The following is a 23,503-nucleotide window of genomic DNA, read 5'->3' on the forward strand; positions in this document are numbered from 1 at the left end:
CGCCCTGGCCTTCGAAAACTCGGGCGGCGACGGGGTTTCAACCAAGCCGGTGAAGGCGTGAGCTTTCATCGGCTTTTTTGCATCAGGCGGCCAGGGCGAAGTCTTGCGGCGCATCCTGAATCCCGACCAGGCCCACATCGGCAGCGGCGAACGCAGCCGAATCCTGATGCGCCACACCGGCGGCGGCCAGTTGGTCGAAGGTGGAGTTGACCGACAGGCTTGGGTCGATGCCCTTGAGCAAGGTGTCGATTGCCGAGGCCAGCGCCGAACTGTCACCGCTCATCAGGCCGTACACGATTTTGTGCACCTGGCCGTCACGGCCTTCGGACTGCAGACTCGACAGGCCCAGGTTGGTGAAGCTGACTTCCTGGTTGGCGATGCTGTAGCCACCGCTGGTTGCGCCACCGGCGAGGGTATCGCCCAGGGTCAGGCCATCGAGCGAACCCCACAGGGTGTGGGTCGGCGGATTGAACAAGGTGTAATGCAGGCTGCCTTCGGCAACCACCGCCGCGTCGCTGACGCTGCTCGATACGCCATATTGGGTGCCGTCGAACGGCCCAGGATTGAAACCACCGGTGTTCACACCCTCTTTGACCGAACCTTCACGGTGGTTGAGATCACCGAAGTAGGCCGACCAATCGCTCAGGTACTGGGCGACGGTGTTGGCGGCGTAGGTCGTGCTGTATGAAATAGAAATGCTCATGCAAAACTCCAAGTCATTGGGTGGTCACTCCGCAGCAAGCCAGTGCCTGCTGTGGTTTTGCCCGTTACTGGGCAAAAGCGGTCAGAACTGATATTCAACGGTGCCCTGCAACGTGCGCCCACGGCCCAGGGTGAAGGCCAGCACGTCGCCCAACGGCACCAGGTAGGCGCGATCGGTGACGTTTTCCATGGCCAGGCGCAGGGTCAGTTGGTCGGTGGCGCGGTAACTGCCATAAAGGTCATAGACGGTGTAGGGCTTCCAGTCGGCGGGGTAGACGCCGGTTTGCGCGGTGGTCACCCCGGCGGCGCCTTTGACGTAGTAGCCCGCGCTGTAGCGAGCGCGCACGCCCACATCCAGCTTGCGTTCAAGGAACCGTGCGCCCAGGGTGGCGGTGCCACGGTCCATGGGCATGTGTTCGGAAGAGCCCAGGATCGCGCTGCAACCCACGCCAGCATTGGCCGCATCGTCCGGTACCATCGCATCCACCGGCGCCCGGTTGCCGGGCCGCTTCTGGGTCTTGGTCACACCGCCGAGCCAGGCGGTTTTGCTGCAGAACTTGTTGCTGCCGAGCATCCGCGTGTAGTTGAACTGGCCGTAGGCAAAGCCGGCGTCGTAATCGAGCTGGTACTCAAGGCCACGAAAACGCGTGGTTTCCAGGTTGTTGACGTAGGCCGCACTGCCGATATTGACGTTGCCATAACCGGGTGGCTGCACGCCCAGGGCCATATAGGAAAAGTCATCGACCCGGGTGTTGAAGTACGACACTTTCATACCCGCGCGATCATCGGCGAACAGCAGGTCTTGCTTGAGCACATTGAACCCGACTTCCCACGCAGTGGATCGCTCCGGCTTGAGGTAGGGGTTGGGGAGAATCGACTCCGACCCACCGCCATGGGGCCGGCCGCTGACCAGGGCTTCGGTCACCGCCGGCGGACGCCAACCCTTGCCGTAGGTGGCGAAGAGCTGCAACCAATCGACGCCGGGCTTGATCGACAGGCCGAAGGTCGGGGAGAAACGGCCCTCCTCGCGATCCACGTCGTAATTGACCGGCACCCCAATCTGGCGGGTGGTGCCGAGGATGAACGTGCGGGTGTTCAAGCCGGTTTCGCCGCGCAGCCGATAGCGGTCATAACGCAAACCGGCGTTAAGGTTCAGCCAACCGTCGTAGTCCAGATCCAGGCGCCCGAACAGGCTGCCCATCGCGCGGTCGCCTTTGGGCGTAATGCTTTCCGCCGCCGACGCGGTCAGCGCCGAGCCGGCTTCTACGGCCTGGTTGGAATCGGGCCGAACCTTATCGTAGAAAAACTCCAGCCCGTAGTTGGCCTTGAGTGCGGCCAGCTCGGTCAGGGCAAAGGTCGAGATGTTCTGCGCCTGCACGCCATAGGTATTGGTTTGATAGGTAACGTCGTAACCCTTGCTGATCCCCCGGGCCAGCGTGGATTGGTCATTGCGGGTATCCACATGATAAAGCTTGGCCTTGAAGTCGATCAGCGGGTTGTCCGGTGCGTAGCTGTAATCCAGCGCGAAGTTCTGCGCCTTGACGTTGCTGCTGCCGAGCTTTTCCCACAACTGGGGCTTTTCGGCGGTCATCATGTTGACGTCGTCGTAGTCGACCTCGGTAACCAGGTAGCTCAGTTGCAGGCGCTGATCAACTGGCAGGTTGAGCCCCAGCTTGAGCAGGCGCGAGCGCATCACCGAGCCTGAATAGGCGACCGTGCTGTGCTTGATGCGCTCTTCACTGGCCGGCATGTAAGCCGCACCGGTACGCAGCTCGCCGATGCTGCCCTTGGTGCCGGGGTTGTAATCGCCCAGGTGACGCTCACTGGCGGCCACCAACATGTCCCACACGTCGGTCCCCACGGCAAACGCCGAACTGCCGATAAAGTGCGTGCCGTTGCTGCGCCCGCCCAACCCGGTGGTGAGGCGAATGCGCCCGCCGATTTGCTTGCCGTCCTTGAGCAGGTCGGCGGCCTCCACGGTACGGAAATTGGCCACCCCGCCAATCACGCCTGCCCCGCCCTGGGTTGAGGTCGCGCCCTTTTCGATCACCACTTCGGACAACAACTCGGGGTCGACATACAGCGTGCCATTGCGTTGCTGGTGGCCGCTCTGCTGGTAATTCTGGCGCATGCCATCGACCGACATATTGACCCGGCCATAGTCCTGGATACCGCGGATATTCACGGACAGGCCAGGGTCTTGCTGGCTGACGGCGGAGTAGACGCCAGGCGCCTCTTCAAGCATCTCGGCAGCATGGCGTGGCGGGTTACGGTCCAGTTGCTCGCGATCGACCACGCTGACCGAACGTGGTGTTGAATACACCCAGTCCTGCTTGTGCAGGCCGGTGATGGTGGTGGTCCCCAAGGCCAGCGCTCCGGCCTGTTGCTCGACGCGGGTCAAGGTGACCTGGCGCTCGCCGGTGAAACGATATTCAACCGGTGCGGCACCCAGCAGGCGACCAAGACCTTCCTGCACGTCGAAGCTGCCCTTGAGCGCGGAGCTGCTCAACCCTTGCAGGCGCTGGCTGTCGAACAACACTTGCAGGCCCGCCTGATCCGCGAACGCCAGTACTGCACTGCCCAGGGATTGCGCAGGAATGTCGAACCTCAACACAGCAGATTGGGCTGCGCCAGCCGCAGGCTGCACGGCATGCACCGGCGCGGCGACGGCAAACAATCCCAAGTGAATGGCCAGGGCCAACCGGCTGCCGGTGATACGCCCCTTGGTGAGTGCTGACATGTGTGGTTATCCCTGCGCTAAGCGTTTTTTGTTTATGCGAATGCTTCTCACCTAGCAAGACGCGCGAGACACGGGAAGTCAGTAATATTTTTTTGTAGGAGCAAGGGCAGAAGGTTTCTGACGGGAGAGGATCAATAGATCAGGCTGAGGCCGGCCAGGTCCAAGCGTTGCACTTGAAGTTCCTGGGTCAGGGTGGCGAGTGCGCTGTCGAGCATGTCCAGGCGGAAGACACCGCTGACTTCGCGTTCGCCCAAGGCCGCGTCGGTCAACACCACCCGCCCGGGGCGGTAACGGTTGAGTTGCTCGATAACCTTGGCCAACGGCTGGCGGTCGAAGATCAACACACCGCGCCGCCAACTGGTGGCGCGATCCACATCAAACTGATCAAGGCTGACCACACCTTCAACGGGGCTGTAACGCGCAGCCTGGCCTTGCTGCACAACGCGCTCGGCCGGGCCGGTGGTCGGTGATACCTGCATAGACACCTCGACGCTGTGCTGCAGCACACCGACCCAGGCCTGGCTCGGGCCCTCACGCTCGACCACAAACCGCGTGCCCAGCGCCCGGGTCTGGCCCCCGGCGCTGTGCACTACGAACGGCCGGGTTTCTTCGCCTTTCATCGGCGCCACATCAAAAACCGCCGAGCCCTGGAGCAGGCTGATACTCCGCTGCACGCCATCGTAATCCAGGCGAATGGCGCTGGCGGAATCGAGCTCCACCCTACTGCCGTCCGCCAGGTGCACCGTGCGCATCTCTCCCTTTTGCGTGACGTAGTCGGCCTGCATGTGCAGCAACACGTCGGGCCCGCGTAGCCAGCCGACGCCGGCCACCACCACGACCAGCGCCACAGCGGCTGCACGTTGCCACGGCCTTCTGCGTTTGGTGCGGCGCACGGGCGGGGTCGACGCGGCTGGCCGTTGTCGGTGTACGGGCTCGTCCTTATGTACTTCACCCAATGCCGCCCAGGTCTGCTCGGCAAAACGCAGCGCCGCTTCGTGACGGCTGTCGCGGGCGATCCACTGGCGCAACTCGGCCTGTTCCTGTTCGCTCAGGGCACCGGCGTGCAGGCGCACTGCCCATTCGGCAGCCGCCTCGGTAATGCTGTGCTGTTGCGGGCCCTGGCTATTCACGTGTGAATCTCGAATTTTCGTTATATAGACGCTCTGACGTCTGGCCTGGCATTTTTCGGTAATTCATTCGTCGGATGGTGCCACCTCGCCTTCCTGCAAGCGCTGCATCACATAGGTCAACGCCTTGGCCAAATGCTTTTGCACCGAGCTGTCGGAGATAGCCAGGTGCCGGGCGACCTGGGCGTGGGTCATGCCTTCGATACGGTTCAAGCGAAAAATCTGCTGGGTGCGCTCCGGCAATTCCGCCAGTGCCTGCTTCAATGCCTGTCGCTGTTGCTGCGCCATTGCCTGAGCCTCCAACCCGGCCACGTCATCTTCGATCTCGGCCAGCGCCTCATGGGGCACGGTGTCGGTCTTGCGCCGTGCTTCCTGACGAATATGGTCGATCAGCAGATTGCTTGCCGTTCGATAGAGATAGCCCTGGGAGTTGTCGATGCGCTCACCGGCCGGTTTTTCCGCCAGCCGCAGGAAGCTCTCCTGCACCAGGTCTGCGGCCAATTGCGGGTCCCGTACCTTGCGGGCCAGATACCCGCGCAGGGTATCGGCGTGCTTGAGAAACAGGCCCTTGAGATCCACGTCCGACAAACCGACTCCCTGGAATGTATAGGAAACAGGCGGGCATCTTAAGCGTTGTCGAGAATGATTTTCAATTGATATCTAATCTGATCGGGCTGCAAGAGGTTGTTGATAACAGTTCGATAACCGCACAGATCCGCTGCGATCAATTGACCAAACTAACCAACCAGTACATTTTACCCACATAACCAATAAGAACTGTGGAGATCCCGCTATGCCGCCCATCGTGCTGGTGCTCAACGGCCCCAACCTCAACCTGCTCGGCACCCGCGAGCCGGCCACTTATGGCCATGAAACCCTGGCTGACATCGCCGCCCTGTGTGGTCGCAGCGCCACTGAACTCGGGCTGAAAATCGAGTTTCGCCAGACCAACCACGAAGGCGAACTGCTCGACTGGATCCACGGCGCCCGTAACCGTTGTGCGGGTATCGTGATCAACCCGGCAGCCTGGACCCACACCTCGGTCGCGATCCGCGATGCGCTGGTGGCCAGTGAAGTGCCGGTGATCGAAGTGCATTTATCCAACGTGCACGCGCGCGAAGCGTTTCGTCAGCATTCATTTGTATCGCCCATCGCCAAGGCCGTGCTGGCCGGGTTTGGCAGCCACGGCTACCACCTGGCGCTGGAGCACTTCAGCCAGACACTCAAGGGACGCGCCTGATGAAACCGCGCATTCTCGCCGGCCTGATCGGCGCCGGTATCCAGGCTTCCCGCACCCCTGCCCTGCATGAACACGAGGGTGACGCCCAGGGCCTGCACTACCTGTATCGCCTGATCGACCTTGAGCCGCTGCACCTGGACCTCACCGCCCTGCCGGAATTACTGCGGGCCGCCGAGCTGATGCACTTCAACGGGTTGAACATTACCTACCCGTGCAAGCAGGCGATCCTGCCCCTGCTTGATGACTTGTCCGACGAGGCCCGGGGCATTGGTGCAGTCAACACCGTGGTGTTCAAGGACGGTAAACGGATCGGCCACAACACCGATTGCCTGGGCTTCGCCGAAGGGTTTCGCCGCAACTTGCAGGACGTTGCCCGCCGACACGTGGTGCAGATGGGCGCCGGTGGCGCGGGCGCAGCGGTAGCCCATGCACTGCTGGCAGAGGGGGTTGAGTACTTGAGCATTTTCGACGTGGACGCCTCCCGCGCCCGCGACCTTGTGGATAACCTCGCGCAGCGCTTCGGCCCTGGTCGTGCCCAAGTCGGCACTGATCTGGAAAATGCGATGGCCGAGGCCGATGGTTTAGTCAATACCACGCCGATGGGCATGACCAAATTGCCCGGCACACCGGTCCCCGCTGCGTTGTTGCGGGCAAGGTTGTGGGTCGCGGAAATCGTGTATTTCCCGCTGGAAACCGAACTGCTGCGCGACGCCCGCGCATTGGGTTGCCGCACCCTGGATGGCGGCAACATGGCGGTATTTCAGGCGGTGAAGGCGTTTGAGTTGTTCAGCGGTGAAGTGGCGGATGCAGACAGGATGCTGGCGCACTTCCAGAGCATGAATGGCTGACTGCCGAAACAGAGTTCAAATGTGGGAGCAAGCCCCCTCCCACATTTTGACTGCATTTCTACCTTGAGAGTTGGGTGTTCTCAGGCTTGCAGGTAGCGCAGCACCGACTCGCAGATCATCTCCCGGTGCCGGTGCTTGATCGCCTCGTCCGACAGTTCGATCTGGAATATCTCGCTGAAGGTATGCCGGTTGGAGACCCGGTAAAAACTGAACGAGTTGATCAACAAGTGCACGTCCAACGGCTCCAGCCCTTCGCGAAACAACCCCAGTTCGGCGCCACGGCGCAAGGTCTCGCCCAGCCCTTCGAGGATCTTGCTGTTCATCGCCTTGATGGTCTCGGTGCGTTTGACGTACTCGGCGTTGTGGATATTTTCGATGCTGACGATACGCACGAAATCCACGTTCTGGTCATGGTGATCGAAAGTGAATTCCACCAGCCGGCGAATCGCCTCACGCGGCTCCAGGGCCGTGAGGTTCATGCGGGTTTCGGTGTTGCGGATATCGCCGTAGAGCTTCTCCAATACCTCGACGTATAACTGCTCCTTACTGCCGAAGTAGTAATAGATCATGCGCTTGGAGGTGTGGATGCGCTCGGCGATGGCGTCCACGCGAGCGCCGGCCAGGCCCTGTTGAACAAACTCGACAATGGCTTCCTGGAGAATATTCTCGCGGGTCTTTTCCGGATTATTCTTGCGACTCTTGCGCGGTGCGTCGGCTACCGCGGGGAGATCGGGACTCGAGGTCATGGTGCGCTCACGGCCATTGTTTGCAGGCGCTGATTATGGGCCGCGGCGCTCCCCGAAGGAAGCACCTGCCTGCGGTTATAGCCGGGCCTGGCGTACCGCCCCACTGCGCGACTTGGCCATCGCCGCCAGACGCACCGCTACGTTGGCCGCGCCGTAGCCGGCATAGCCGTTCTTGCGCTGGATAATCTCGAAGAAAAACCGCCCTTCGAACGCCTCGGTGTACACATGAAACAACTCACCGCCCTGGGCGTCGCGGTCGTACAGCACGTTGTAATACGCCAGCTCACTGAGGAACTCATCGTCGAAATCGAAGCGCGCCGCCAGGTCGTCGTAATAGTTGAGTGGAATATCCAACAACGGTACGCCGGCCTCTTTGGCCCGGCGCACCTCGGCGAAAATATCCGCGCAATCGAAGGCAATATGGTGCACGCCCGAACCGCGATAGCTGGAAAGCGCGTGGGAAATCGCCGTATTGCGGTTTTCGGAGATGTTCAGCGGCAGGCGAATCGAACTGCAACGGCTGCGCAACGCACGGCTCTTCACCAAGCCGTAGGGGTCGGGCAGCACCACCTCGTCATCGGCTTCGAAATCCAGCAGGCTTTTGTAGAACAGCACCCAACTGTCGAGGCTGTCCGCCGGCAGCGCCATGGCCATATGGTCGATGCGCAACAAGCCACCGCTGGCGGGTGTGGCCGCTTGCAGGTTGAAATCGGTGTCGTACAGCCCGCCTTCGCTGGGGTCCACCAGGTAGATCAGGCTGCCGTCCGGCGCACGCACCGCGGCCAATTCCAGCTCGTTGGGGCCGACCAGGCCGCGATAAGGCTGGCCCTTGTAGGCCACCGCCCGCTCCAGGGCCTTGGCGCTGTCCTTGACCCGAATCGCGGTGGCGCACAGCGATGGGCCATGGGCCTCGAAAAAGTTGTGGGCGAAGGAATAGGGTTCGCAGTTGAGGATCAGGTTGATGTCACCCTGGCGCAACAGGCTCACGTTCTTCGAGCGATGCTGACCGGCCTTGGCGAAACCCAGGCGCTCCAGCCAGTGGGTCAGTTTGGCGCCGAGGCTTTCATCCACGGCAAATTCAAGAAACTCGATACCGTCGTATTCGCTGGCCGCCGGGGTTTCAAACAGGATGTCCACGGGCGCAGCGGGGGCTTGTTCAGCCAGGCGTTGGCGGGTTTTTTCTTCCAGGTATAACAGTGACCGCAAGCCATCCGCCGCATTCGCCCGAGTCGGCGCGGCGCGGAAACCGTCGTTGAAAATTTCCAGGGACAACGGCCCGGTGTAGCCACTCTGGATGATCGGTGCGAGAAAGCCAGCCAGGTCGAACTCGCCCTGCCCCGGGAAGCAGCGGAAATGCCGGCTCCACTCCAGCACATCCATGGCCAGGATCGGCGCGTCGGCCATTTGCACGAAGAAGATCTTGTCGCCGGGGATCTGCGCAATGGCGCTGGGGTCGCCCTTGAGCGACAAGGTGTGGAAGCTGTCGAGCAACACGCCCAGGCTTGGGTGATCGACCTGGCGCACCAGGTTCCACACCTGCTGCCACGTGTTCACATGCTTGCCCCAGGCCAATGCTTCATAGCCGATGCGCAGGCCACGCTTGCCCGCGTGTTCGGCCAGCAGGCTCAAGTCATCGAGCAGAATACGTTCGTCGCCCACGCTGTCGGCCGAGGCATTGCTGCACACCAATACCAGGTCGGTGCCCAGCTCCTGCATCAAGTCAAACTTGCGCTCGGCGCGCTCCAGGTTGCGCGCCAGGCGGTCGCGGCGGCATCCTTCGAAATCGCGAAACGGTTGGAACAAGGTAATGGCAATGCCCAGGTCGGCGCACATCTGCCTGACTTCCCGGGGGCTGCCGTCGTAATACAACAAATCGTTCTCGAAGATTTCCACCCCATCAAACCCGGCGGCGGCAATAGCCTCAAGCTTTTCCGGCAGGGTGCCGCTCAAGGACACAGTGGCAATAGAACGTTGCATGGAAGACTCCCGGCAATTGTTGTTTGTGGCAAATTATTCGCCCCCAGCCTACAGGCAGCAATTAAAATGTACGAACCGGTTAGTTTTTGGTGCGATTATCGAACACTATGCCCGTTTAGCGAATTGACGACTTTTTAACCACTGCGCACCATCGACCTGGCAATTCGTTCACGTAACAAAGACCCAGAACACACCATAAGAATTTCAAAAAAACGGGTACGACCTCATGCCTCTGCAAAATCCAGCCCTGGCCACGCGCCCGGGCAACCCGCACGCCGGCATCGGCGACAAGATCCGCGGCGCCCTGGCCGTGGGTAAAACGCGCTGGGGCATGCTGGCCCTGGTGTTTTTTGCCACCACCCTGAACTACATCGACCGCGCCGCCCTGGGCGTGATGCAACCGATCCTGGCCAAAGAAATGAGCTGGACGGCGATGGACTACGCCAACATCAACTTCTGGTTCCAGGTCGGCTACGCCATCGGCTTTGTGCTGCAAGGCCGCCTGATCGACCGCGTAGGCGTCAAGCGCGTGTTCTTTTGCGCCGTGCTGCTGTGGAGCCTGGCCACCGGCGCCCACGGTCTGGCCACTTCGGCGGTGGGCTTTATGGTTTGCCGATTTATCCTCGGCCTGACCGAAGCCGCCAACTACCCCGCCTGCGTCAAGACCACACGTTTGTGGTTCCCGGCGGGTGAACGTGCGGTGGCCACCGGCATCTTCAACGCCGGCACCAACGTCGGCGCGATGATGACGCCGATGCTGCTGCCCTTGATCCTGCACGTGTGGGGCTGGCAGGCGGCGTTCCTGTGCATGGCATCGCTGGGCGGTATCTGGCTGCTGTTCTGGGGGCTGAAGTACTACAACCCGGAAGACCACCCAAGCGTTAAACAATCGGAGCTGGACTACGTGCAACAGGAAGTCGAGCCCGAACAGCCCCGCGTGCCGTTCAGCCGCATCCTGCGTATGCGTGGCACCTGGGCCTTCGCCATCGCCTACGCGCTGACTGCGCCGGTGTTCTGGTTCTACCTGTACTGGCTGCCGCCGTTCTTGAACCAGCAATACAACCTGGGCATCAACGTGACGCAGATGGGCATTCCGCTGATCATCATTTACCTGACCGCCGACTTCGGCAGCGTGGGGGGCGGGATTCTGTCGTCATTCCTGATCGGCCGCGGGATGAACTCGATCAAGGCGCGGCTCTTGTCGATGCTGCTGTTCGCCTGCTGCATCGTCGGTGTGATCATGGCGGCCGGCTCCAGCCAGCTGTGGGTCGCGGTGTTCGCCATCTCCCTGGCCATCGGCGCCCACCAGGCCTGGACCGCCAACATCTGGAGCCTGGTGATGGACTACACGCCCAAGCACATGATGAGCACGGTGTTCGGCTTCGGCGGCATGTGCGCGGCCATCGGCGGCATGTTCATGACCCAGATCGTCGGCCATATCCTCACGGTGACCAACAACAACTACACAGTGTTATTCACCCTGATCCCGGCGATGTACTTCATTGCGCTGACCTGGATGTACTTCATGGCACCGCGCAAGATTCCTACCGTCGACCTTTGACCTACCTGCGCCGCTGCTGCCAGGCAGCGGCCAACCCGCTCATGCAGATCACCCCGATACCGACCACCGTGGTTGTATCGGGGGTATGGCTGAACACCAGCCAGCCCAACAACCCTGCAAACACAATCTGGCAATAGCCAAACGGCGCCAGCAAGGCCGGCGCCGCAAAGCGGAACGCCTGGGTGAGCATCAGGTGCGCGGTCATCCCGCAGGTGCCCAGTGCCAGCATCAGCACGCCATGCCACAGGCTCGGCACCTGCCAGAAGAACGGCACCATGGCGCTCATGACCAGGGTATTGCACAGCCCGGCGAAGAAGTTGCTGGTGGTCGGCGTATCGAACTTACTGAGGATGCGCGTCAACAGTTGGTAAAAGCAGAAGAACGTCGCCGAACACAACGGCAACAGCACTGCCGGCGTGAACAGTTCGCCGCCGGGATGGATGATTACCAACACCCCGATAAAGCCGCAGATCACCGCCAGCCACTGGCCGCGTGTCACGTGTTCGCCCAACAGCGGCACCGACAGCGCCGTCACCAGGATCGGCGCGAGGAAGTTCACCGCCGTGGCTTCGGCCAATGGGATGTAGTGCAATGCCGCAGTGAAAAACAGGCTGGTGCCCAACAGGCACAAGGCACGTACCACCTGCATACCCGGGCGCTTGCTGCGCAGCACGCGCAAGCCTGATTGCGGCAGGAAGATCCCGGCCATCAGCAGGGTGTGCACCAGGTAGCGCGCCCATACCACCATCACAATGGGGTAGAACCCGGCCAGGTATTTGGACAAGGCGTCGTGGCTGGAGAACAGGAACGTCGCCACCACAATCAGCAGGATGCCTTTGAAAGGATGGTTGACGCCTGAGAGGGGGGTACTGACAGTCATGGAATTCTCTTGCTGGCGGGCTGAACGCGATGGTACTCAACCCGGTAATCTAGCAGCCGGGCCAGCGCCTGCTCCAAGAGCATAACCAAACAGCGGGCGAACAGCGCACTAAATCACTGGAATCGAGTCCAACCCTGCACGCTCGCCCAGGCGTTGCACACTTTTTAATCAAGGCCTTGCCGCTATGAAAAAAATCCTGTTTGTTCTGTCTGCCCTCGCCCTGCTTACCGCCTGCGATAAAGCCAAGGAAGCCCCCAAGCCCGCGCCGCCGTCTGTACAGGCGACCCTGGTGCCGCAGACGCCCCCCACCGATCAATGGGTCGGCAAATGGATCGGCGTCGAAGGCTTGCACCTGACCATCGCCAAGGACGACAGCATCGGCCGCGGCCACTACCTTCTGACCATGCAATACGGCCTCGACGCCGACGATGCCGGCACCTTCAAAGGTGAAGCGAACGAAGATGGCATCGCCTTCACCCGCCCCGACGGCCCGCAGCTGTTGCGCGCCGGAGACGGTGCCGCCACCGGCCTGAAATGGCTGGCGGATAAAAAAGACTGCCTGATCGTGACCACCGGCGAAGGCTATTGCCGTTAATACCGACCATAATCAATCACGGTTAGCACACAGAGGAATGCTCCCATGCTATGGAAAAAAGGCCGACGCAGCGACAACGTGGTGGATGCCCGCGATGACAGTGGCGGCGGCGGTGGTGGTATGCGCTTTGGCGGCGGCAAGGGCCTGAGCCTGACGGCCATTGTGCTGATCGTCGGCATTGGCTGGCTGACCGGCCAGGACCCGATGCAGATCCTCGGCCAGTTGACGGGGCAGGTGGAGCAGGCGCCGTCGGTGAGTTCGCAATCGCGCCAGGCGCCACCGGCCAATGATGAGCACGCCGATTTTGTGCGCGCGGTGTTGGGTGATACCGAAGACACCTGGGGCCAGGTGTTCCAGGAAAACGGCCTGGCCTACAAGAACCCCAAACTGGTGCTGTTCCGTGGCCAGGTGAACTCCGCCTGCGGTGGCGCCACCTCGGCCAGCGGCCCGTTCTATTGCCCGGCTGACCAGCAGGTCTACCTGGACCTGGATTTCTTCCGCGAAATGTCGCAACGCTTCCAGGCCGCCGGCGATTTCGCCCAGGCCTACGTGATTGCCCACGAAGTCGGGCACCACGTGCAAACCCTGCTCGGCATCTCGTCCAAGATCCAGGCGGCGCGCCAACAGGGTCGGCAGATGGAAGGGGATGGCGGCCTGCTCGTACGCCAGGAACTGCAAGCCGACTGCTTTGCCGGGGTGTGGGCCAACCGGGCGCAAAAACGCCTGAACTGGCTGGAGCCCGGCGATATCGAAGAAGCCCTGAATGCAGCCAACGCCATTGGCGATGACCGCTTGCAGCAACAGGGGCAAGGACGCGTGGTGCCGGACTCGTTTACCCACGGTACCTCGGCGCAACGGGTACGCTGGTTCAAGACCGGCTTCGCCCAGGGCCAGATCACTCAATGCGATACCTTCGCGGCCAAGAGTCTCTAAATGATCAAACGATTGGGGTTTATGCTGGGTATGTTCGTGTCCTGCTGCACCCTGGCGGCCGAACACGGCGTCAAGGTGGTCAGCCCCGATCGCTTTCATCTGGAGGCCGGCGACCTCAGCCTCGGCGTGAGCCAGGACTGGCGCCAGCCGCTGCCCAAAGTCACACGCGCGCTGATCATCGTGCACGGCCGCCTGCGCAATGCGCAGACCTACTTGCAAAGCGGTATACACGCCGCCACCCATGCCGGGGTCGGCGGCACTACGCTGGTGATCGCGCCGCAGTTTCTGAATCAATCGGACGTGAAGCGTAACCATCTGGGCAATCAGGTATTGCGTTGGAAGGGCAACGACTGGATGGCTGGCGAAGCTTCCACCGCGCCTGAGCAGGTCAGTTCTTATGGCGCTCTGGACCAGATCATCAAGCACCTGGGCAACCGCAAGCTGTTCCCGGCACTAAAGGAAATCGTGATCGCCGGGCATTCCGGTGGCGGCCAGGTCGTCCAACGCTTCGCCCTCACCGGCCATGACCACCCGTTGCTGCAAACAGAAGGCATCAGCCTGCGGTACGTGGTTGCCAACCCATCGTCCTACGCCTACTTCAGCCCGCAGCGGCCGGTGCCGTTCGATACGACCAGTTGCCCAAGCTTCAACGACTGGAAATACGGCATGCAAAAGCTGCCCGATTACGTGGGTGACCGAGGCGCCCAGCAACTGGAAAAAGCCTACGTCTCACGCGACATCACCTACCTGTTGGGCCAGCGGGACACCGACCCCAACCACCCGGCATTGGATAAAGGCTGCGAAGCCGAAGCCCAGGGTGCGTATAGGCTGATTCGTGGGCACAACTACTTTGATTACCTCAAGCTGCGCCATCCGCAGTTGAGTCACAAGCTGGTGGAAGTGCCGGGGGTGGGGCATGACGGGGATAAGATGTTTACCTCGCCAGAGGGAGAAAAGGTGCTGTTCACGCAGTAGTCACTGACGAAACCCAATGAAAATGTGGGAGCTGGCTTGCCTGGGTTAGATCATTCGGCGCAGCGCCGCACAATCCTCTGCATACCAATCCGCCAACTCCGGCCACGGGTTATCCGGCAAGTTCACCAACACCGTCCTGGCCCCCGCCGCCCGGCCACAGTCCAGGTCAAAGCGATAATCCCCCACCATCACCATCTCGCTCGGCGCTACCCCCCAGGCCGCCGCCAGTTTCAACAGGCCACCCGGATCAGGCTTGTGCGGCGCGTCATCACGCCCCAGCACATCCTCAATGGCAAAGCAGTCCGCCAGGCCAATCGCTTGCAGGGTGATATGGGCCAGCTCCCGCGCATTGCGGGTCAGGATCCCCAGGCGATAACCACGCCCGGCCAATTCCCTTACCAACTCAACGGCACCTTCGGCCGCGACCGAACCCAGCGCCAACTCGCGCTCATGCTCCAGCAGCCAGGCATGTTTGGCTGCCGCGACATCCGCCGGCAATGCAGCCAGGTGCGTGAGGATGTCGTCCTCAGGCGCAATCTCCAACGCCACGCGAATGGCGGCAAAGTCATGCACTGCCACCGTCAGCGTGCCGTCCATGTCGAACACCCAATGTTTAACGTCTGACAGGCTCATGCCCAGTCCTTGCGATGGCGGATCAAGCCTTCCTGGGTCACCGATGCCACCAGTTGCCCGGCGCGGTTGTACACGCTGCCGCGGGAGAAACCCCGGGAGTTGCCGGCCCATGGGCTATCCATGGCGTACAGCAACCAGTCATCGGCACGCAGGTCGGCGTGGAACCACAGCGCGTGATCGAGGCTGGCCACCTGCATGTCTTTCTGCCACACGGTCTTGCCGTGGGGCAGCAACGAGGTGGTCAACAGGCCGAAGTCCGAGGCGTAGGCCAGCAAGTACTTATGCAGCGCCGGCGAGTCCGCCAGGGCGCCGTCGGCACGAAACCACACGTACTTGACCGGGTCGGACGGCTGCGGGTTGAACGGGTCTTTTTCGGTGACCGGGCGCACTTCGATGGGCTTGGGGCACAGCAGCTTGTCGCGCATGTGCTCGGGGATCAGATGCGCACGCTGTTGGGTCAGCTCCAGCTCCGACGGCAGATTCTCCGGGCCCACCACCACCGGCATGGTGGTCTGGTGCTCGAAGCCAGCTTCGTCGTACTGGAACGAGGTGGTACAGGTAAAGATCGGATGGCCCTTTTGAATCGCGGTGACACGGCGCGTGCTGAAGCTGCCGCCATCGCGCACGCGGTCCACCGAATACACCACCGGCAACGCGGCATCGCCAGGGCGCAGGAAATAACCGTGCAGGGAATGCACATGCCGCGCTTCTTCTACGGTCTGGCTGGCCGCCGACAACGACTGCCCCAGCACCTGGCCGCCGAACAACTGGCGAAAGCCCAGGTCCTGGCTACGGCCGCGAAAGAGGTTCTCCTCGATCGGCTCCAGGGTCAGCAAGTCCACCAGATCTTCCAATACTTGGCTCATAGAGCAACTCCTACAATCAATAGGGCATTCCGGGCTGCTTATCCGTGCAGCGTGTCCAACCATTGGGCGCGGGTGATGCGGTACAAAACATGCGGGCGCAGCGGGTCACCGGCTGCGACTTTGGGGTGTTCGAAATCTGCCTGCGGATCGTAATGCATACCGATGGCCTGCATGACTTTTTGTGACGGCAGATTGGCTTCGGTGGTAAAGGCGACGACTTCGTCCAGCTGCAAGCGATCAAAGCCGCAGCGCAGTGCGGTCCAGGCCGCCTCACTGGCATAGCCCAGGCCCCAATGCTCACGGGCCAGGCGCCAACCAATCTCCACCGCCGGGGTGAAGCCCGCTTCGAAGCTGACATTCGCAAGCCCCGTCACGCCGATAAATTCGCCGGTGTCCTTGCGCTGCAGCGCCCAGAAACCAAAGCCATATTCAGCAAAATGCCCGCGAATCCGACCGATCAGCGCGGCGCTTTCCAAGTGGCTCAATTTAGCCGGAAAGTAGCGCATCACCTGCGGGTCAGCGCACATGCGCGCAAATTCCGGCAGGTCGCTGTCGCGCCATTGGCGCAGCACCAAGCGTGCACTTTCCAATTCCAGTATCGGCTCCATGGGTCCCCCTGCCTTGCCATGTGCGTGAGTGTACAGCGCTGTTAAGATCCTTCGCAGGTTCCCGTCAGAAAATCCCATGCCCTTGCCATTGATCTACCACGAAGACTACAGCCCTGAGTTCCCGGCGGACCACCGCTTCCCCATGGACAAGTTTCGCCTGTTGCGTGACCACCTGGTGGACAGTGGCTTGACCCAGGACAGCCAATTGCTGCGCCCGCAACTGTGCCCGGCAGACATCCTGGCCCTGGCCCATGAACCTGGGTATATCGAACGCTACATGGGCGGCGAACTGTCTCGCGAAGACCAGCGCCGCCTCGGCCTGCCCTGGAGCGAAGCCCTGGCTCGACGTACCGTGCGCGCGGTGGGTGGCTCGATACTGGCGGCTGAACAGGCCCTCGAACATGGCCTTGCCTGCCATTTGGCCGGTGGTACCCACCATGCCCATTACGATTATCCGGCGGGCTTCTGCATTTTCAACGACCTGGCAGTGATCAGCCGCTACCTGCTGGCCAGCGGCCGGGTCAATCGCGTGTTGATCTTCGATTGCGACGTACACCAGGGCGATGGCACTGCCCGCATCCTCCACGACACACCGGAGGCCATCACCGTGTCGCTGCACTGCGAAAAGAACTTCCCGGCACGCAAGGCCCAAAGCGACTGGGACATCCCGCTGCCCATGGGCATGGGCGATGCCGACTACCTCAAGGTAGTGGATGACGCGCTCAACTACTTGCTGCCGCTCTACCAGCCCGACCTGGTGTTGTACGACGCTGGCGTGGATGTACACAAGGACGACGCCCTCGGTTACCTCAAGCTGACAGACGCAGGCGTCGCCGCCCGCGATGAAAGCGTGATGCGCCACTGCCTGGGCCGCGACATACCGGTGATGGGCGTGATAGGCGGCGGTTACAGCAAAGACCGCCCCGCCCTCGCCCGTCGTCACGGCATCCTGCATCACAGCGCGCAGCGGGTGTGGACGTCATCAGGCTGTCATTGAATTCTGGGTGTTACTCACAATGCCTGTGGAACGGCCTGTGGATAACTTGAGCGTAAGCGGCTGCAAGCGAGTGGCCGCATGGCCTGTAGGAAAGTGTACGTTTTTTGATCAGGCAGCGGCGTCGTGGTCGGGTAGAATGCTCGGCCTATTCACATCACCGTAGCCCTGCCCATGCCTCAGACTTCTGCCCACCACGTCTCCATTATCGGCGGTGGCCCTGCCGGGCTGATGGCTGCCGAAGTCTTGAGCCAAGCGGGCGTGCAGGTGGACCTGTACGACGGCATGCCTTCAGTGGGGCGCAAGTTCCTGCTGGCCGGTGTGGGCGGCATGAACATCACCCACTCCGAAGCCTACCCCGCGTTTCTGTCGCGCTACGCCGAACGCGCCCCGCACATGGCGCCGCTGCTGCGCAGCTTTGGCGCCGAGGCGTTGTGCGAATGGATCCATGGCCTGGGTATCCAGACCTTTGTCGGCACCTCCGGCCGCGTATTTCCTACCGACATGAAAGCCGCGCCGCTGTTACGCGCCTGGCTCAAGCGCCTGCGGGATCAAGGTGTGGTTATCCACACCCGACATCGTTGGACCGGTTGGAATGCCGAGGGCGATTTACTTATCCACAGCCCGGACGGCGACAAAGTTGTCCACAGCGACGCGGTGTTGCTGGCCCTGGGCGGCGGCAGTTGGTCGCGCCTGGGCTCTGACGGTGCGTGGCTGAACCTGTTTGAAGGCAAAGGCCTGCCCTATGCGCGCTTGCAACCGAGCAACTGCGGGTTTGAAGTGTCGGCGTGGAGCGAGTTGATGGTCAGCAAATTCGCTGGCGCACCGTTGAAAAACGTCGCCATTGGCCTGGGAGACGACAAACCTCGGCTGGGCGAATGCGTGATCACCGCCACCGGCATTGAAGGCAGTTTGATTTACGCCTTGTCGGCGCCGATTCGCGAAGCGATCAACCGCAGCGGTGCGGCCACGGTGCATATCGATTTGCTGCCGAGCAAGCCGTTGGACAAGGTGCAGGCCGCATTGGCCAAGCCCCGGGGTTCGCGGTCGATGAGCAAGCATTTGCACAGCCAGTTGGGGTTGGATGGCGTGAAAGCGGCCCTGCTGCGCGAGCTGACGCCCGCTGAACACTTCACTGATCCGGCGCAGTTGGCAGTGGATATCAAGGCGTTGCCGCTGACATTGGTGAAAACGCGGCCGATGGATGAGGCGATCAGCACGGCGGGGGGTGTACCGTTTGAAGCGCTGGATGAGCGGTTGATGCTCAAGCCATTGCCTGGGGTGTTTTGTGCGGGGGAAATGCTGGACTGGGAGGCGCCCACTGGTGGGTATTTGCTGACGGGGTGTTTTGCCAGTGGCAGAGCGGCTGGGCTGGGGATGTTGGAGTGGCTTAAACGCTGAGAGCCGCGCTGGATTCAAGGCCTCATCGCAGGCAAGCCAGCTCCCACCTTTGACTGTATTCACAATTTAAAGGTGGGAGCTGGCTTGCCTGCGATGAGGCCATCAGCCACAGCGCAAAATCACTTCTTCTTACGCGGCCCGGTATTGAAAACCGGCACCTTGCGCACTGGCTTAATCGACGGCTCAGCCGGCGCCACGTCACCACTGTCCACCCACTTGCCCAGGTTGCGCTTACCGCCACCACCGGACGTTTTAGGTTTCTTCAGTTTTTTCGGCTTCTTCACCACCTGCCCGCTGGCATCGGTATCCGGTACACGATGCTCCGGCTCGAAATCCGCTTCCATTTTGCGGGTAAGGGTCTGGCGGGTCAGCATCTCGATCGCCGAGAGCATGTTCACCTCATCAGCGCACACCAGGGAAATCGCCTCCCCAGTGTTGCCCGCACGCCCGGTACGGCCGATACGGTGGATGTAGTCCTCGGCCACGATCGGCAGGTCAAAGTTGACCACCAGCGGCAGGTCTTCGATATCCAGGCCACGGGCCGCCACATCAGTGGCCACCAGGATTTGCACCTCGCTGGTCTTGAAGCGGTCCAGTGCGCGTTGGCGGGTAGCCTGGGGCTTGTCGCCATGGATGCCGTCGGCGTTGATGCCCAGGCCCTGCAACTTGTCCACCAGGGCGTCCACGCCGTTGCGGGTCTTGGCGAATACCAATACCTGCTTCCAACGGCCCTTGCGCATCAGGTGCACAAACAGTTCCGGCTTGCGCTTCTTGTCCACCGGCACCACCCACTGCTTGACGGTGTTGGCAGCGACGTTGCGCGGGCTGACTTCGATGCTCAGCGGGTCGTTGAGCATCTGCCCAGCCAACAGGCGGATGTCATCGGAGAAGGTCGCAGAGAACAACAGGGTCTGGCGCTTTTTCGGCAACATGCGATAAATGTTGGCAAGCTCTTCGGAGAAGCCCAGGTCGAGCATACGGTCGGCTTCATCCAGCACCAGGGTTTGCAGCTGGTTGAGCTTCAGCGCGTTCTGGCGGAACAGGTCGATCAGGCGGCCAGGGGTGGCGACCAGAATGTCGACGCCTTTGCGCAGCTTCATCATCTGCGGGTTAATGCTTACCCCGCCGTACACCGCGTAGGTGGTCAGCGGCAGGTGCTGGGCATATTCAGCGACGCTGGCGTGAACCTGCTCGGCCAGTTCGCGAGTCGGGCACAGGATCAGCGCACGCGCCGAGTTGGCGGCGACTTTCGGCCCTTCCATGGTCAGCAGTTGCAGCAGCGGCAAGGCGAAACCTGCGGTCTTGCCGGTGCCGGTCTGGGCCGCGGCCATCAGGTCGCGACCGGCCAGCACCGCCGGAATGGCTTGCGCCTGCACCGGCGTCGGGGTCTGGTAGCCAAGCGTCTCAAGGGCGCGCAGCAAGGGTTCGATCAGGCCAAGGGTGGCGAAAGTCATGTAGTTACCGTAGGAAAAATTCAGCGCAAGGGCGTAATGCGCGGCAGTTTACCTTATTTCCGGCTTGGGCTTGCGCCACTGGGGCAGGCTGATCAGCAACACGGCGCTGATGATCACCAACATCGCCAAGGCTTCTTCCAGGCCGATGGTCTCACCGACGAATACAATCCCCAGCAACACCGCCACAGCCGGGTTCACGTAGGCATAGCTGGTCGCCGCTGCCGGACGCACATGCTTGAGCAGGTACATATAGGCGTTGAAGGCGATGATCGAGCCGAATACCGTCAGGTAGGCCAGAGCCAGCCAGCCTTCCAGTGGCGGCATGGCCTGCAGGTGCTCGCCCGACAGCGCGCTGACAATCAGCAGCGCCACGCCGGCCACGAGCATTTCTGCGGCACTGGCCATGGCGCCCTGGGGCAGTGGCAGGTGGCGGCTCCACACCGAGCCGAAAGCCCAGGAGGCCGCCGCAACCAACAGCAAAACTGCACCCGATGGGCTTGATTGCAAGGTACTGCCCATATTGAGCATGGCGATGCCAATGATCCCCAGAATCACCCCGGCCCATTCCAGCCGCGTATTACGCGCGCCCCAGAAAAACCCACACAGCAGGGTAAACAACGGCACGGTCGCCACGGCCAATGCCGCCACACCGGACGACACACCCATGTGTTCGGCCACGCTGACACCACCATTGCCCACGGTGAGCAACAAAATGCCGATCATCCCGGCGGCCTTCCACTGCGGCCAGGTTGGCGCCGGCACCCCGCGCCACCTGAGGAAGCCATACATCAACACACCCGCCGTGCAAAACCGAATCCCCGCCAGCAACAGCGGCGGCCAGTACTCCACACCGATGCGGATCACCAGGTAAGTGGAACCCCAGATCACATACAACGCGAAAAAGGCGGCGATCAACGGTAAGGGAAAGCGACGTGGGCCAGGCATTGGGCGGCTCTAATGGCAGGAAAAGGGAGACTTATTCTAGAAACGAAGGTGGATAAACTTAAGTTACAAAACCTGTTTAAACTGCCCATACACTTTTCAAACCACGGTTATGAGGTCTATAACCCGTGCTTTCGAAAGCCACGCGCAACCGGAGCCTTACCATGGACAAATACGACCGCATGCTCCTCAGCGCCCTGCTTGAAGATGGCCGTGCTTCCTACGCGCAACTGGCGCGCACCGTAAACCTCTCCGCCCCCGCCGTGGCCGAACGCGTGGCCAAGCTTGAGGCCAGCGGAGTGATCACCGGGTACCAGGCCAAAGTCGACTTATCCAAAGTGGGTTTGCCGATTCAATGCGTGATCGAACTGCGGCTGACCAATCACGGCAGCCAGAAGGTATACGACGCCCTGGCGCAAATTCCCGAACTGACCGAATGCCACCGGGTCACGGGCGACCCGTGCGTGATCATGCAAGCGGCGGTAGGCACCATGCCGCAGCTGGAAGACCTGATTAATCGGGTGGCGAAGTTCGGGTTCAGCAAGACCTCGATTATTTTGTCCAGCGCCATAGAGCGACGGGTGCCGTTGGGGCAGTTGGAAGCCAATGGGAAAAATGGTGGCTGAGCGATCGCCATCGCGGGCAAGCCCGGCTCCCACAGGGATCGCGTACTGCCCGAGCGACGCGGTCAACTGTGGGAGCTGGCTTGCCTGCGATGGCGTCAGAGGCCTCACCGAAAAGCAATGGGAAAATACAGTGGGCTTGATCTGCGCTGGACGATCAAATCAACGATCTGCTTGATGGTCGTGATGTGATTCCAATCCTCCTGAGTCGCTTGCAGCTTGAACTGCCACTTGATCTGCATGACAAAGCAGGTCAGGTCGTCATCAATGATGTCGTAGTCATGGATGAAATCGGTTTGCTCCGTCACTTCGCTTCGGTCGATAAAACCGATGATATCGACGAATAGCTGGATGACTTTTTCGCTGATTTCGACTCGCATCAAACTCATTTTCCTTATGGTCACGAGAGCCGGAGATTAAAGGTCTGTTGAGAAATCCTCTTGAGCAAAAGGAAAACCGGAACGCTCCGACAGCAACGCAGGACTTAACCTACTGACTGTTCCGACGACACATAAAAACGCCATCAACCGCGCGGTGTTTCAGTGGCCAGCAAGATCGATCCCTTTCATTTGCGGGACGTTTCCGAGAGAATCCCACGGCCTTGTTTCCGTCGGATTCGGTAGCTAGTCTCGCCCTGTCATCGAATGTTCGGTGACCGGACGTGCAAGTCCGATGGCAAGCAAGATCATAAATAAACCTTCAGCCGATATGCCTGTTATGGCGGCTGTGCGTGGGAGGCCTTCGGGCCTGCTGGGTTTGGATCCTTGCCCCGGTCTTGCACACCTACGCACAGTTGCCACCCTAATTCGCGTGCAAGCGAACGGTGTCGACTTCTTCCAGCAAGGAGTTTCACCATGGCCAAAAAAGTCACCCCCGATCCACCCAAATCCAAAACCGACTTCCTCAGCGAAGACGCCCTGCTCCACCGTCGCGCCATCGACTACTACCTCAAGGCATCCGCCCCGGATGCGCCGATCTTTATCCTGAATGACAACCTGAGCTTCGAAGACGCCCTGGCCCATGCGGCGGATTTGTTGCATTGCGCGGTGGAGACGGCCCATGGGTCGGGTGAGGTAATGACGGCGCCGCAGCGGGCGGTGATGCATTTGGTGGAGATGGCGAAGGGAGTGGTGGACCAGGCGTTGGTGTGCGCACAGTCTCGATAAACGACGCATAACCCCTGTGGGAGCGGGCTTGCCCGCGATAGCCATGGGTATCTACACAACTTTGGTACGCTGCTGCTCCTCTGCAAGGGAGCTTGCTGCCTGTCAGCTTATAGCTTCTAACTGACGCACCGCGATCCAAATGTGGGAGGGGGCTTGCTCCCGATGGCGGCCTCAGGGCCGACCAGGACGCTGGATCAGACTGAGTACATATCCGTTTTTTGGGTAACGGCCACTGTTGGTTCCGCTTTTACAGCGGGTCACTTTTGAAAAGAGCCCAAAAGTAACCAAAAGGCTCTTGCCCCACCACTCGGCACCTCGCTTAGGCTCGGTGTGCCCGTAATCCGCCATGGATTTAGGGGGCCGCCGCCACGCGCCATCCATGGCGCGGGGCGGCTAAACCGGCATCCCTGCCGGTTTACCCCCCAAATCCCTGTCGAATTCCTGCCAGCGTGGTTTAACGGGGCGCCTAAGATCAAAAGCAGATCAAGAGCA

23 protein-coding genes are annotated in these 23,503 nt (G+C 61.1%); 10 read left to right on the forward strand and 13 right to left on the reverse strand.

What is annotated here, in order from left to right:
- Positions 1-82: 82 nt before the first annotated feature.
- The 4 genes from PSEBG33_RS03900 to PSEBG33_RS03885 form a co-directional block, all read right to left on the reverse strand.
- A complete protein-coding gene (locus PSEBG33_RS03900) occupies positions 83-703 on the reverse strand; it encodes a heme acquisition protein HasA (protein ID WP_005791641.1) in 621 nt (206 codons plus the stop codon).
- A gap of 81 nt (positions 704-784) precedes the next feature.
- Positions 785-3,442: a TonB-dependent receptor gene (locus tag PSEBG33_RS03895; protein ID WP_005791642.1), complete on the reverse strand. Its 2,658-nt coding sequence runs from the start codon at positions 3,440-3,442 to the stop codon at positions 785-787.
- A gap of 131 nt (positions 3,443-3,573) precedes the next feature.
- Positions 3,574-4,572 (reverse strand): FecR family protein, encoded by a 999-nt coding sequence (locus tag PSEBG33_RS03890; RefSeq protein WP_005791643.1) that lies wholly within the window; start codon positions 4,570-4,572, stop codon positions 3,574-3,576.
- Between the two features lie 63 nt (positions 4,573-4,635).
- Positions 4,636-5,157 (reverse strand): RNA polymerase sigma factor, encoded by a 522-nt coding sequence (locus PSEBG33_RS03885; protein ID WP_005791644.1) that lies wholly within the window; start codon positions 5,155-5,157, stop codon positions 4,636-4,638.
- Positions 5,158-5,362: 205 nt separating this feature from the next.
- Between PSEBG33_RS03885 and aroQ the strand changes: the two genes are divergently transcribed.
- Complete coding sequence (gene aroQ / locus PSEBG33_RS03880) at positions 5,363-5,809, forward strand: type II 3-dehydroquinate dehydratase (RefSeq protein ID WP_005791645.1); 447 nt, start codon at positions 5,363-5,365, stop codon at positions 5,807-5,809.
- Positions 5,809-6,657, forward strand: a complete 849-nt coding sequence (locus tag PSEBG33_RS03875) for a shikimate dehydrogenase (protein WP_005791646.1) — start codon at positions 5,809-5,811, stop codon at positions 6,655-6,657. The genes aroQ and PSEBG33_RS03875 overlap by 1 nt, the downstream gene beginning before the upstream one ends.
- A gap of 80 nt (positions 6,658-6,737) precedes the next feature.
- Here the strand turns inward: PSEBG33_RS03875 and PSEBG33_RS03870 are convergent, their stop codons facing one another.
- Entirely contained in the window at positions 6,738-7,403 is a 666-nt protein-coding gene (locus PSEBG33_RS03870; RefSeq protein ID WP_005791647.1) for a TetR/AcrR family transcriptional regulator, read from the reverse strand.
- A gap of 75 nt (positions 7,404-7,478) precedes the next feature.
- The gene (quiC, locus tag PSEBG33_RS03865; RefSeq protein WP_005791648.1) at positions 7,479-9,380 is read right to left on the reverse strand and encodes a 3-dehydroshikimate dehydratase QuiC; all 1,902 of its coding nucleotides are present in this window, start codon (positions 9,378-9,380) and stop codon (positions 7,479-7,481) included.
- Positions 9,381-9,606: 226 nt separating this feature from the next.
- Between quiC and PSEBG33_RS03860 the strand changes: the two genes are divergently transcribed.
- On the forward strand, positions 9,607-10,941 hold the full coding sequence (locus PSEBG33_RS03860; protein ID WP_005791649.1) for an MFS transporter: 1,335 nt from the start codon (positions 9,607-9,609) through the stop codon (positions 10,939-10,941).
- Between the two features lies 1 nt (position 10,942).
- Here the strand turns inward: PSEBG33_RS03860 and PSEBG33_RS03855 are convergent, their stop codons facing one another.
- The gene (locus PSEBG33_RS03855; RefSeq protein WP_005791650.1) at positions 10,943-11,821 is read right to left on the reverse strand and encodes a DMT family transporter; all 879 of its coding nucleotides are present in this window, start codon (positions 11,819-11,821) and stop codon (positions 10,943-10,945) included.
- A gap of 184 nt (positions 11,822-12,005) precedes the next feature.
- Here PSEBG33_RS03855 and PSEBG33_RS03850 point away from each other — a divergent pair, with 184 nt between their 5' ends.
- Genes PSEBG33_RS03850 through PSEBG33_RS03840 form a run of 3 tightly spaced genes read left to right on the forward strand, consistent with a single transcriptional unit; the run spans position 12,006 to position 14,324 of the window.
- Positions 12,006-12,416, forward strand: a complete 411-nt coding sequence (locus PSEBG33_RS03850; protein WP_005791651.1) for a membrane lipoprotein lipid attachment site-containing protein — start codon at positions 12,006-12,008, stop codon at positions 12,414-12,416.
- A 45-nt stretch (positions 12,417-12,461) separates the two neighbouring features.
- Complete coding sequence (locus PSEBG33_RS03845) at positions 12,462-13,349, forward strand: neutral zinc metallopeptidase (RefSeq protein WP_005791652.1); 888 nt, start codon at positions 12,462-12,464, stop codon at positions 13,347-13,349.
- Positions 13,350-14,324, forward strand: a complete 975-nt coding sequence (locus tag PSEBG33_RS03840; protein WP_005791653.1) for an alpha/beta hydrolase — start codon at positions 13,350-13,352, stop codon at positions 14,322-14,324. It abuts the gene before it with no gap.
- 45 nt (positions 14,325-14,369) lie between these two features.
- Here PSEBG33_RS03840 and PSEBG33_RS03835 read toward each other — a convergent pair whose 3' ends face one another.
- The 3 genes from PSEBG33_RS03835 to PSEBG33_RS03825 are packed head-to-tail and all read right to left on the reverse strand — an operon-like array spanning position 14,370 to position 16,431.
- On the reverse strand, positions 14,370-14,957 hold the full coding sequence (locus tag PSEBG33_RS03835) for an HAD family hydrolase (RefSeq protein ID WP_005791654.1): 588 nt from the start codon (positions 14,955-14,957) through the stop codon (positions 14,370-14,372).
- Positions 14,954-15,823, reverse strand: coding sequence for an acyl-CoA thioesterase II (gene tesB, locus PSEBG33_RS03830; protein WP_005791655.1), 870 nt, complete (start codon positions 15,821-15,823; stop codon positions 14,954-14,956). The genes PSEBG33_RS03835 and tesB overlap by 4 nt, the downstream gene beginning before the upstream one ends.
- Positions 15,824-15,861: 38 nt before the next feature.
- Positions 15,862-16,431 carry a GNAT family N-acetyltransferase gene (locus tag PSEBG33_RS03825; RefSeq protein WP_005791656.1) on the reverse strand — a complete coding sequence of 190 codons (570 nt, stop codon included), beginning with the start codon at positions 16,429-16,431 and terminating at the stop codon, positions 15,862-15,864.
- 76 nt (positions 16,432-16,507) lie between these two features.
- Between PSEBG33_RS03825 and PSEBG33_RS03820 the strand changes: the two genes are divergently transcribed.
- Positions 16,508-17,428, forward strand: a complete 921-nt coding sequence (locus PSEBG33_RS03820) for a histone deacetylase (protein ID WP_005791657.1) — start codon at positions 16,508-16,510, stop codon at positions 17,426-17,428.
- Positions 17,429-17,599: 171 nt separating this feature from the next.
- The gene (locus tag PSEBG33_RS03815; RefSeq protein WP_005791658.1) at positions 17,600-18,826 is read left to right on the forward strand and encodes a TIGR03862 family flavoprotein; all 1,227 of its coding nucleotides are present in this window, start codon (positions 17,600-17,602) and stop codon (positions 18,824-18,826) included.
- Positions 18,827-18,945: 119 nt separating this feature from the next.
- Here the strand turns inward: PSEBG33_RS03815 and PSEBG33_RS03810 are convergent, their stop codons facing one another.
- Positions 18,946-20,280 (reverse strand): DEAD/DEAH box helicase, encoded by a 1,335-nt coding sequence (locus tag PSEBG33_RS03810; RefSeq protein WP_005791659.1) that lies wholly within the window; start codon positions 20,278-20,280, stop codon positions 18,946-18,948.
- Positions 20,281-20,328: 48 nt separating this feature from the next.
- Entirely contained in the window at positions 20,329-21,225 is an 897-nt protein-coding gene (yedA, locus tag PSEBG33_RS03805) for a drug/metabolite exporter YedA (RefSeq protein ID WP_005791660.1), read from the reverse strand.
- Between the two features lie 161 nt (positions 21,226-21,386).
- On the opposite strand from yedA, the gene PSEBG33_RS03800 reads away from it, so the two are divergent.
- Positions 21,387-21,848, forward strand: a complete 462-nt coding sequence (locus PSEBG33_RS03800; protein WP_005791661.1) for an Lrp/AsnC family transcriptional regulator — start codon at positions 21,387-21,389, stop codon at positions 21,846-21,848.
- 104 nt (positions 21,849-21,952) lie between these two features.
- On the opposite strand, the gene PSEBG33_RS03795 is transcribed toward PSEBG33_RS03800, so the two are convergent.
- Positions 21,953-22,225 carry a hypothetical protein gene (locus PSEBG33_RS03795; RefSeq protein WP_005791662.1) on the reverse strand — a complete coding sequence of 91 codons (273 nt, stop codon included), beginning with the start codon at positions 22,223-22,225 and terminating at the stop codon, positions 21,953-21,955.
- A 474-nt stretch (positions 22,226-22,699) separates the two neighbouring features.
- On the opposite strand from PSEBG33_RS03795, the gene PSEBG33_RS03790 reads away from it, so the two are divergent.
- Positions 22,700-23,011 (forward strand): DUF3077 domain-containing protein, encoded by a 312-nt coding sequence (locus tag PSEBG33_RS03790; RefSeq protein WP_005791663.1) that lies wholly within the window; start codon positions 22,700-22,702, stop codon positions 23,009-23,011.
- Positions 23,012-23,503 lie beyond the last annotated feature (492 nt).

Source organism: Pseudomonas synxantha BG33R (genome assembly GCF_000263715.2).
In the GTDB taxonomy this organism is placed as follows: Bacteria; Pseudomonadota; Gammaproteobacteria; order Pseudomonadales; family Pseudomonadaceae; genus Aquipseudomonas; species Aquipseudomonas synxantha_A.